The following is an 8,906-nucleotide window of genomic DNA, read 5'->3' as shown; positions in this document are numbered from 1 at the left end:
CTGACTCGCTCATGCCGAGCAGCCTACTCGGACGTCCGCGCCCACCTGCCGGGGCAGGCGGGCGCGGGCGGGGTGGGCCGAGCCGGTGGGATCAGTACCGGTAGTGCTCGGGTTTGAACGGGCCCTCGACATCGACATTGATGTACTCGGCCTGCTCCTTGGTGAGCTTGGTCAGCGTGCCGCCGAGCGCTTCCACGTGGATCCGGGCGACCTTCTCGTCGAGCACCTTGGGCAGGCGGTAGACCTCGTTGTCGTACTCCTCCGGCTTGGTCCACAGTTCGATCTGCGCGATCACCTGGTTGGAGAAGCTGTTGCTCATCACGAAAGAGGGGTGGCCGGTGGCGTTGCCGAGGTTGAGCAGACGCCCCTCCGACAGCACGATGATGGACTTACCGGTTTCCCCGAACGTCCACAGGTCGACCTGGGGTTTGATATTCAACTTCGTCGCGCCGGAACGTTCCAGGCCCGCCATATCGATTTCGTTGTCGAAATGGCCGATATTGCCGAGAATGGCCTGGTCCTTCATCGCCTTCATATGCTCGAGGGTGATGATGTCCTTGTTGCCGGTGGAGGTGACGACGATATCGGCGTCGGCGATGGCCTGTTCCACGGTGACCACGTCGAAGCCGTCCATCAATGCCTGCAGGGCGTTGATGGGGTCGATCTCGGTGACCTGGACGCGGGCGCCCTGGCCGGCCAGCGATTCCGCGCAGCCCTTGCCCACATCGCCGTAACCGCAGATCAGCACCTTCTTACCGCCGATGAGGACATCGGTGCCGCGGTTGATGCCGTCGATCAGCGAATGCCGGGTGCCGTACTTGTTGTCGAACTTCGACTTGGTGACCGAATCGTTGACGTTGATCGCCGGGAAGCTCAGTTCGCCGGCGGCGGCGAACTGGTAGAGCCGCAGCACGCCGGTGGTGGTCTCCTCGGTGACGCCCTTGACGCTCTCGGCGATCGCGCTCCACTTGCCCTTGTCGCTTTCGAACCTCTCACGCAGCAGGTTCAAGAAAACGGTGTACTCGGCGGAATGCTCCTCGTCGGCCGGCGGAACCACACCGGCTTTTTCGAACTGGGCGCCACGCAGGACGAGCATGGTGGCGTCGCCGCCGTCGTCGAGGATCATATTGGCCGGCTCGCCGGGCCAGGTGAGCATCTGCTCGGCCGCCCACCAGTACTCCTCCAGCGTTTCGCCCTTCCAGGCGAAAACGGGAGTACCCTGCGGCGCGTCGACCGTGCCGTGCGGGCCCACCACCACGGCAGCAGCCGCGTGGTCCTGGGTGGAGAAGATATTGCAGGAGGCCCACCGCACCTGCGCGCCCAGCGCGGTGAGGGTCTCGATCAGCACAGCCGTCTGCACAGTCATATGCAGCGAACCGGAGATCCGGGCGCCCTTCAGCGGGGCGACATCGGCGTACTCACGGCGCAGGGCCATCAATCCGGGCATCTCGTGCTCGGCCAGCCGGATCTCCTTGCGGCCGAAATCGGCCAGCGCCAGATCCGCGACCTTGTATTCGACACCGTTGCGGGTATCGGTGCTCAGCGAGGTTCGAGGCAGTTCGGAGGTCGTCATCAGCGTGGATCAGCCTTCTCTCGGTATCGGTCTCGACCGCTAGGCTAGCCGGTTGTCCCGCCCTGCGGCGCGGGTGTGCCGGTCGGCGCGATAGCCGGTCGGTAACGCTTCGGCGGGCCCGGTGATCAGGCCGCGACAGTCCCCTGGGCAGGTGTCGGCAGCCGGCGCCGTTTGGCGGGAGAGAGATGGGCCCGGGTGATATCGCCGTCGTAGTGGGCGAGGACCCGTTTGTCCATCACTGCCCGCCACAGCGGTGGCACGACGGCCAGCACCACCATCGCCGCGTAGCCGGCGGGCAGTTGCGGGGCCTCGTTTGAACTGCGCAGGGTCTGGTACCGGCGTCCCGGGTTGGCGTGATGGTCGCTGTGCCGCTGGAGGTGGAACAGGAAGATATTGGTGACCAGCCGATCGCTGTTCCAGCTGTCGCGCGGGGTGCACCGACGATAGCGGCCGCCCGGCCGGCGTTCCCGGAGCAGCCCGTAGTGCTCGATGTAGTTCACCGTTTCCAGCAGCCCGGCGCCGAGCGCCGCCTGCAACAGCAGGTACGGCAGGATCTCCCAGCCGAAGACCAGCATCAGGGCCCCGAAGAGCGCCACGGTCATCGACCAGGCCTGCAGGATGTGGTTGCGAGGGCTCCACCAGCCGCTACCGGTCCGCCGCAGCCGTTCCCGCTCGAGGACGATCGCGGAGCGGAAGCCGCCGAGCACACTGCGCGGCAGGAAAGTCCACAGACTCTCGCCGAGCCGGGCACTGGCCGGGTCCTCGGGGGTCGCGACCCGGGCATGGTGGCCTCGGTTGTGTTCGACGAAGAAGTGCCCGTACCCCGATTGCGCCAGCGCGATCTTGGCCAGCCAGCGTTCCAGGCGTTCCACCCGGTGCCCGAGTTCGTGTGCGGCGTTGATACCGATCCCCGAGACCAGTCCCAAAGTGGTGGCGAGTCCGATCTTGTCGACGATGCTCAGCTCGGAACCGGCCCACAGGTAACCGGCCAGGGTGAGGCCGATCAGCTGAATGGGCAGGAAGAGGTAGGTGCACCACCGGTAGAAGCGATCGTTGGAAAGAGTTTCGTAATCCTCGTCGCGCGGGTTGGTGCCGTCGTCGCCGACGAGCACATCGAGTAGCGGAATGATCACCAGCACAACGATCGGTCCGAGCCACCAGAACACCTCGAGCCCGGTGTGCAGCACCAGCTGCGACGGCAGCAGCGCACACGCCGGGGCGATCAGTCCCAGAACCCACAGATGGCGTTTGGGATCGGCCGACCCAGCCGACTTACCAACCAATTGCACTTTTGCCCCGCTATCGAGAACCCGGTACCTACCTACAGCGGCCTATATATTGACAGAACCCGCGTCACTGATGCGTCCTTGTTCGCCCGGAGCGTGGGAGCTGTTACACGCGGGCACCGTAGCGACCGTCGGACGACCACACATCCGGCACTTCCAGCGAATCCTCCGCTACCCGCCCAGGGGCAGCAGAACCCGTTGATTGTTCAGTGCGAGCCCTGGAGCGAATTCACCGCAACCCCTGTTCGGCGAGAACAGCGGCGACATAGGGGCTGAAAACTCGTCCGAGTTCGGCCGGCGCATCGTGGCCGGGTGGCGGCGGGGTGGGGATATAGCTGATCGCCAGGCGCACCAGCGCATGGGCGAAGGTGCGGGCCTGAGCCTGCGTCAGCGCGATCCAGCTGCGCTGCATCACCGTCGACAGCCGCTCGGTGGCATGGGCGATCAGCGTGCCGGCATCGAGGGTGATGAGGCGGAGCAGGTCGAGTTTCACCTCACCCAGCAGCAGCGACTGCACGAGCGGATCCTGTGCCGAGTCGTGGAAATAGCTCGCCAGACCGTCCCGGATGGACGCCTGGGCATCGCCCACATTGGCGGCCAGCGCCGTTTCCACGTGGTCCACGAGGTGATCGGCGAGCCGGACGGCGTAGGCCTCGGCGAGCCCACCGCGCGAACCGAATTCGTTGTAGAGGGTCTGCCGGCTCACTCCGGCGCCGGCTGCCACATCGGTGAGGGTGATCTTGGACCAGTCACGCTGCACCAGCAGGTCTCGCATCGCGTCGAGAACGGTTGTGCGCAGCAGCTCACGCGCAGACTCCTGGGCGGCATTCCGGGCTCCGGTGCTCGGCATATCAGCGACACTTGCACGACTCACCGTGTGAGTCAAAGTTTCAAGTTCGCTCGATTTCGATCATGAAGAAATCCGATTTGGCCGCACCGCAGTCGGGGCACGTCCAGTCCTCGGGGATATCGTCCCAGCGGGTACCGGCCGCGATCCCGTCTTCCGGCCACCCCAGCGCCTCGTCGTACTCGAAGCCGCACTGGGCGCACTGATACAGCTTGTAATCGGTCATGGAGCTCACCGGCCTTTCGGTCGATCGGGCTACCGCCGGCCTCCGGGGCGGGCGGGCAACGGCTCGAAATCGATTTTCTCCCGGACCGCGCAGTCCGGGCAGCACCAGTCGTCGGGCACCTCCGACCAGGGCGTACCCGGCGGGAAACCCTCGCGCGGGGCACCCGCGTGCTCATCGTAGACGTAGTCGCACACCGGGCAGCGGTATTCGCTCATTCCGGCGCCTCCACCGCGGCCGCGCCGTAGTGCGCGAGTACCCGGTCCCGCACCGGAGGATGGATATCGGCACGGGTGATATCACCGCCATAATGCGCGAGCACCCGCCTGTCCATCACGCGCCGCCACAGCGGCGGCAGGTAGGCGAGCGTGATCATTCCCGCGTATCCGGCGGGCAGCGCCAGGGCCTGCTGCCAGGTGCGCAGCGTCTGGTATCGCCGCGTCGGGAACGCGTGGTGATCGCTGTGCCGCTGCAGGTGGTACAGGCCAGGATTCGGGCGGAGTGGATCCGTAGGCTCGGCGGACATCTCCGTCTCATTTCTGATAGGGCTCGGCAGGGCCTGCTGTCCGACTTCCGCACGCGAGCGCACCGGGGTGTGCGCGCCACACCCACTTCTGACACGGTAAGCGCGAAGAAGGCTCGAAGCGGAGACGTTTATGAGTTCGGTAGAGAACAGCTCCGAGGTTCACTCGTAGGTTATGTGTAGTGACTCGAGCCCGCGGACGTCTGCCTGCGAAACCGCTGCTCGGCCGTGACCGGCCGAGCAGCGGACACCTCACCGGATCAGCACGTCCGCGTCCGCGGGCAGCCCGTCGACGGGCCACCACCGCAGATCGGTGGATTCCGCGCTGCGCACCGGGACCGCTCCCGGCGGTGCGGTGATCCGGAACAACAGATCCAGATGCCGGGTCGGGGCGCCGAGCGAACACGTGATCGGATGCGCCTGAGCGCCGTAGAGCTCGGGATCCAGCCGCAGCCCGCGGATCCCTGATTCCTCGGTAGCCTCGCGTAACGCGGCAGCGGCCACAGTGTCGTCGCCGGGCTCGCAGTGCCCGCCGAGCTGGATCCAGCGCCCGACCCGCGGATGCAGGGTCAGCAGTACCTCGCGGCCGTCTGCGGAGAAAACCACGGCCGAGGCGGTGATATGCCCGGGTGCGTGCTCACGCAGGCAACCGCGCGGGGCCGAGCCGAGGAAGGCCAGTATCGCCTCCCGCAGCGAGGCCTCGGCGCCCGAGTCCGGCCGCCAGGCGGTCAGGAGTTCGGTCGCCGACGCGTGCAGCGATTCGACGGTCACAGTTCCACCAGACCGTCGGCTGGGTCACGCGGAGGACGGGCGAGGAGTTCCTCGGTGGGATGCCCGACCGCGATGGCACCCAGCGGCAACCATTCGCCGTCCAGGCCGAGCACCTCCCGGGTCGTCTCCGGGGCGAAGATGGTCGACCCTATCCAGCAACTGCCCAGCCCCTCCGTCGCCAGCGCGACCAGCAGCCCCTGGACGGCGGCTCCGACCGCGACGGTGAACATGGTGCGTTCGGCATCGCGCCGGCGGTCGTCCGGATAGTCGTGGGCGCCGTCGGGGACACAGAACGGGATGATCACCTCGGGGGCATCGAACAGGATGCGGCCGCGGTTCACCCGCCGTTCGATCCGCTCGGGATCCAGACCGTCCGATGTGAGATCGGCCCGCCACTTGCCGGCCATCGCCTCGAGCAGCTGTTGCCGCCGGTCCCGGTCGCGCAACCAGACGAAACGCACCGGGCGGGTGTGATGCGGCGCCGGCGCGGTGAGCGCCACCGCGACTGCGGCGCGAATCTGTTCGGGGTCCACGGGGTCGGGTGCGAAGCTGCGGACCGAGCGGCGCATCAGCACCGCTTCCCCGCGTCCGCGCGCGATCGCCTCGGCGGTGCCGAGCCAGAACAGGTCGTCGGTACCGGACCGCACCAGATCCGCTGCGCTGGAACCGTTGTCGGCCACGGACAGACCACGCACCACCGCGATCGGGACCCCGCCGAGCTTGCCCTTGACCAGATCGGCGGCGGCGGCCAGTTCGTCGGCGATCGCCACCTGGGTCACCTGTAGTTCGTTGCCCTGTCCGTCGACGGCCCCCGCGTAGTCGTGCAGCACGGGCAGGCCCGCGGAACCGATTGCGACATCGGTCTGCCCGTTACGCCAGGCGCGGCCCATGGTGTCGGTGACCACCACCGCGACATCCACACCGAGCCGTGCGCCCAGCGCCGAACGCAATCCTTTCGCGCTGCCGTCCGGGTCGGCGGGCAACAGCACCAATTCGCCCTGCTCCACGTTGGATCCGTCCACACCGGACGCGGCCTGCACGATGCCGAGCCGGTTTTCGGTGATCAGAGTCCGGCCGCGGCGTGCCACCACCCGCACCGCCTCCTGTTCGACCAGCCGCCGCCGCGCGGTATCGCGCTCCTGCGGATCGTGCGGTGCCGGCACGATCCGCCCCTCGGCCTTGGCAACGATCTTGCTGGTGACCACGAGGACATCACCGTCGATCAGCCACGGCGCCCGGGCGGCGATATGTTCGGCGAGATCGTCACCGGGCCGGAATTCCGGCAATCCGGTGATCGGCAGAATCTGCAATTGTGCGGCGGCATGGTCCGCGGCCACTGTCTCGGCCGACGGGTTCGTGGTGGTCACGGCTTCACTCCTGCCAGATCGAGGGCCTCACGCACCATCTCGGCAGTGGTGGGCGGATCGGTCATCAAAAGCGGGACACTGCGAACCTGCACATCCGGGATCTCGGCGGTATCGGTCGTGTGGATCAGCCAGCCGTCGAGAATCCCTGTGGCCGAACGAGATCCGTAGTGACGACCGACCGCCTCCGCCGTGGTCTCCACCCCGATCACCGACAGGCACTCGTCGGCCATACCGCGCAACGGTTTGCCGTCGATCACCGGCGAGACCCCGATGACGGGAGCCTTCGTGGTGCGCAGCGCGCCCCGGATCCCGGGCACCGCGAGGATCGATCCGACGCTCACCACAGGGTTCGAGGGAGCGAGTAATACAACATCGGCATCAGCTATGAGTTCGGTCACATTCGGCGCCGGTTTGGCGTCATCCGCCCCGATTGTGGCGAATCCGTGGGTTTCGACGGCCGCCCGGTGGCGAACCCACCACTCCTGGAAATGGATCGCGCGGCGTTCGCCAGGGCTCTCCGGATCGCTGATAACAACATGCGTTTCACAGCGGTCGTCGGTTGCCGGGACGAGTTTCACACCCGGTTGCCATCGATTGCAGAGGGCCTCGGTAACCGCCGAGAGCGGATACCCGGCGCGCAACATTTCGGTCCGAACCAGGTGAGTCGCGATATCCCGGTCCCCCAGTCCGAACCAGTCGGGCTGGGCATGATATTTCGCGAGCTCATCCTTGGCATGCCACGTTTCTCCCAGCCGGCCCCAGCCGCGCTCCGGGTCGATTCCGCCACCGAGCGTATACATGCAGGTATCGAGGTCGGGGCAGATTCTCAGCCCGTGCATCCAGACATCGTCGCCCACATTGACGATGGCGGAAACCTCCGCCTCGGGCAGCAGCTCCCGAACGCCCAGCAGGAACCGCGCGCCACCGACTCCGCCGACCAGGACGACGATACGGGGACCATTGGCGGGTGCGCTGTCCGCTTGTTGTGAAGTCACATCTGTACACACTATGCCGCGCGGAAAATGGTGCGTCTTCCGCCATATTTGCCGCTCATTTGCTATTCGGGTCACAAGATCGACTCGGAATGCCGCGCGGGATAGTAACGGAATAGTGACGGTGGCTTGACCATCACTACGGGCGGCGTGTCTAATCACAGACATGTCATTCCGGGTCGCGCGGGAAGTGCAAGGCGCGTACGGAAACTCGAACGGATGTTCGAATTGGAATGACAGGTTCGGGGAAGTCCGCGAGACAACGTCGCGGAGTTTGGCCGTCGGTATGCGCGTTGATCGACGGAAATGAATTCTTCTGCGCTAACACACAGTGAGGAGGCGGAGCGATGGCCGATGATCTGGCCCCGGCCGGCATTCCGGTGGGTGTATCGCGAACCGATTTCACAGCAGGCGCAGCACGAGGCGTCGCTGCTGACAACGGCTGGTCCGGGCTCGATCGGAGCGAGGGTGAAACGACTCCCCGGCTCAGCCTGATCGTGACCGGTTTCGACGAGATGTTCGGCTCCATCGAAGAACAGTGGCAAGAACGCGCGCTCTGCGCGGAGACAGACCCGGAGGCCTTCTTCCCGGAGAAGGGTGGCTCCACCCGCGAGGCCAAACGCATCTGCATGGGATGCGAGGTCCGTGACGAATGCCTGGAATACGCGCTCGCGCACGATGAGCGTTTCGGAATCTGGGGCGGCCTGTCGGAGCGGGAGCGCCGGCGCCTCAAGCGCGGTATCGGCTGACGACACCGCTCGCGTCGGTGCGCCCCGGAGCATGTGGCCGGGGCGGGCCGTCGCGGTCGGCGATCACTGACTAACGTTGGCGGTCATGGCACGATCCCGCAACCGCAGACCCCCGACCGCCCGGTCGGTCAGCCGTCGCGGCCGCGGTGTCCGCGGACCGATGCTGCCGCCGACCGTCCCGGCGTGGCGCACCCGGGGCCAGAAATTCGACCGGCTGGTCCTGGAAGCCTTCGCTCCGCTGGACACCCGCTGGCACGATCGGCTCACCAAACTCGACATCGCGGTCGACGATGTACCCAAAATCCGCCCGCTGCACCCGGATTCGGTGACCTGGCCGGACGAGGTCGTCGCCGACGGCCCGGTCCCGCTGTCTCGGCTCATCCCCGCCGGCGTCGACCGGCACGGCACCCCCATCCGCGCCCGGGTCGTGCTGTTCCGCAAACCCCTCGAACTCCGCGCCGGCGACCCCGACGATCTGGTAGAGCTCCTCCGCGAAGTACTGGTCCAGCAGATCGCGACCTACCTCGGCGTCGACCCCGACGTCATAGACCCGGAATAGCTGTGTTTTTTGGCGG

At 66.5% G+C, this 8,906-nt stretch carries 10 protein-coding genes and 1 pseudogene; 2 read left to right on the top strand and 9 right to left on the bottom strand.

Going from position 1 to position 8,906, the window contains the following annotated elements; translation table 11 throughout:
• Positions 1-91: 91 nt before the first annotated feature.
• The 9 genes and pseudogenes from ahcY to cofD all read right to left on the bottom strand — a co-directional run bounded on the left by ahcY (position 92) and on the right by cofD (position 7,585).
• On the bottom strand, positions 92-1,573 hold the full coding sequence (ahcY, locus tag NS4_RS30690; RefSeq protein WP_063062959.1) for an adenosylhomocysteinase: 1,482 nt from the start codon (positions 1,571-1,573) through the stop codon (positions 92-94).
• Between the two features lie 125 nt (positions 1,574-1,698).
• The gene (locus tag NS4_RS30685; protein WP_063062958.1) at positions 1,699-2,862 is read right to left on the bottom strand and encodes an alkane 1-monooxygenase; all 1,164 of its coding nucleotides are present in this window, start codon (positions 2,860-2,862) and stop codon (positions 1,699-1,701) included.
• Positions 2,863-3,088: 226 nt separating this feature from the next.
• Positions 3,089-3,709 (bottom strand): TetR/AcrR family transcriptional regulator, encoded by a 621-nt coding sequence (locus NS4_RS30680; protein WP_063062957.1) that lies wholly within the window; start codon positions 3,707-3,709, stop codon positions 3,089-3,091.
• 40 nt (positions 3,710-3,749) lie between these two features.
• A complete protein-coding gene (locus tag NS4_RS30675; RefSeq protein WP_030523349.1) occupies positions 3,750-3,932 on the bottom strand; it encodes a rubredoxin in 183 nt (60 codons plus the stop codon).
• Positions 3,933-3,961: 29 nt separating this feature from the next.
• Positions 3,962-4,147 carry a rubredoxin gene (locus NS4_RS30670; protein ID WP_063062956.1) on the bottom strand — a complete coding sequence of 62 codons (186 nt, stop codon included), beginning with the start codon at positions 4,145-4,147 and terminating at the stop codon, positions 3,962-3,964.
• Positions 4,144-4,422, bottom strand: a pseudogene (locus tag NS4_RS30665) (alkane 1-monooxygenase); the annotation flags it as partial. The pseudogene NS4_RS30665 and the gene NS4_RS30670, both read right to left, overlap by 4 nt.
• Before the next feature lie 282 nt (positions 4,423-4,704).
• The gene (locus NS4_RS30660) at positions 4,705-5,223 is read right to left on the bottom strand and encodes an NUDIX hydrolase (RefSeq protein WP_063062954.1); all 519 of its coding nucleotides are present in this window, start codon (positions 5,221-5,223) and stop codon (positions 4,705-4,707) included.
• Positions 5,220-6,590, bottom strand: coding sequence for a coenzyme F420-0:L-glutamate ligase (locus NS4_RS30655; protein ID WP_063062953.1), 1,371 nt, complete (start codon positions 6,588-6,590; stop codon positions 5,220-5,222). Before NS4_RS30655 ends, NS4_RS30660 begins: the two co-directional genes overlap by 4 nt.
• A complete protein-coding gene (gene cofD / locus NS4_RS30650) occupies positions 6,587-7,585 on the bottom strand; it encodes a 2-phospho-L-lactate transferase (protein ID WP_063062952.1) in 999 nt (332 codons plus the stop codon). Before cofD ends, NS4_RS30655 begins: the two co-directional genes overlap by 4 nt.
• A gap of 512 nt (positions 7,586-8,097) precedes the next feature.
• Between cofD and NS4_RS30645 the strand changes: the two genes are divergently transcribed.
• Together NS4_RS30645 and NS4_RS30640 are read left to right on the top strand one after the other, a co-directional pair.
• Complete coding sequence (locus NS4_RS30645) at positions 8,098-8,331, top strand: WhiB family transcriptional regulator (protein ID WP_039826355.1); 234 nt, start codon at positions 8,098-8,100, stop codon at positions 8,329-8,331.
• An 85-nt stretch (positions 8,332-8,416) separates the two neighbouring features.
• Positions 8,417-8,890: a metallopeptidase family protein gene (locus NS4_RS30640; RefSeq protein ID WP_169811838.1), complete on the top strand. Its 474-nt coding sequence runs from the start codon at positions 8,417-8,419 to the stop codon at positions 8,888-8,890.
• Positions 8,891-8,906: the final 16 nt, after the last annotated feature.

Origin of the sequence: Nocardia sienata NBRC 100364 (assembly GCF_001613205.1) — a bacterium.
In the GTDB taxonomy this organism is placed as follows: Bacteria; Actinomycetota; Actinomycetes; order Mycobacteriales; family Mycobacteriaceae; genus Nocardia; species Nocardia sienata.
Note: the sequence above shows the minus strand (reverse complement) of the source record. Positions and strands in the feature narration are given on the sequence as shown.